The sequence below is a fragment of the Vibrio sp. Vb1574 genome (assembly GCF_033338675.1).
This window is the reverse complement of the sequence record NZ_JAWOTC010000414.1, coordinates 1-1,085: the sequence shown is the minus strand read 5'-3', so window position 1 is coordinate 1,085 and position 1,085 is coordinate 1. Positions and strand designations below refer to the sequence as shown.

General features: G+C 45.4%; 1 protein-coding gene. It reads right to left on the bottom strand.

Features of this window, described 5'->3' with window-relative positions; all coding sequences use genetic code 11:
- The coding region (locus R7O12_RS26540; protein WP_318127061.1) for an SgrR family transcriptional regulator at positions 1-942 on the bottom strand (942 nt) is incomplete at its 3' end.
- Between the last annotated feature and the right edge of the window lie 143 nt (positions 943-1,085).

Genomic DNA, 1,085 nt, shown 5'->3' with positions numbered 1-1,085 from the left:
TGGATACACCATTGATGAGTAGGCTTCATCAATCACCCACACTTCAACTTGGTCCAGCAGTGGACGAAAGCCAAAGTAACCATCGAAAGCAGTAAGGATAAGGCGTTTGTCGTCGTTCACTTTCACTTGGAACGGACCTGTGCCAATAGGCTTACGGTCAAAATCCTCAGAGCGAAGCGCTTGTGGCAATAAGACTTTGGCTTGAGACTCGCTCAATGCTAACGGTAAATAGCGATCTGGACGAACAAGCTTAATATCAACGGTCCAAGGCTGTGGTGACGAAACTTGCTGAATGTGAGAGAACAAATTCAATCCACTCAAGGCAAGAATGCTCTCTACAACACAATCTGTCGTGAGTGGTTCACCATTATGGAAGCGTACGCCACGACGCAAATAGAAACGCCAATGAGTGTCAGAAAGCGCCTCCCACGTATGTGCGAGATCCGGTTGAAGTTGTTCGTTTTCATCAAGACGCGTTAAACCGCTAAAAACTTGTCGCGCGATGTGTTGTTCCGAGCGACGCATCGGCTTTTGCGGATTCAGCATGGCTAACGGTCGGTAATAAGGCAATCTTACGACTTGCTCACCTTGTCGATGCTGCAATCCCAAATAACCTTGAATCACCTGGGTTAAACGTGCGGCGTCATTGTCTAACGCGTCGAGCGCCTGTCCAATCTTTCCTTCGTCTAGATAGCGTCTCGCTAAGTTTTCGCTTACGTCACTACGATTGCGTTTAAAGATCAGTTTGGATAGTTTGCCTCGGCCAGCAGCCGGGTGCCATTCTATCCACCCTTCTTCTTCGAGCTTATTGAGAACGATACGCGCATTTCGTCGCGTACAAAACAGAGCGTCGGTAATGTCTTCTAGCTGAACTTCTGTGTCGTTACCGGCAAATTTTTCAAAGAGTGTTTCGAACTGAACACGTAAACGAGGGCTACTCATAAAGAGGAAATACTTGTCTTGATGTCAATAAGTCAAGTTTCCTCATTTTTATGAAAAAGTGCAAATATGAAGGGGTAAATTATTGAATATCGATACCAATTTCTTGTGCGAGTTGGATAAGTTGTTCCTCATTATCCAATTTT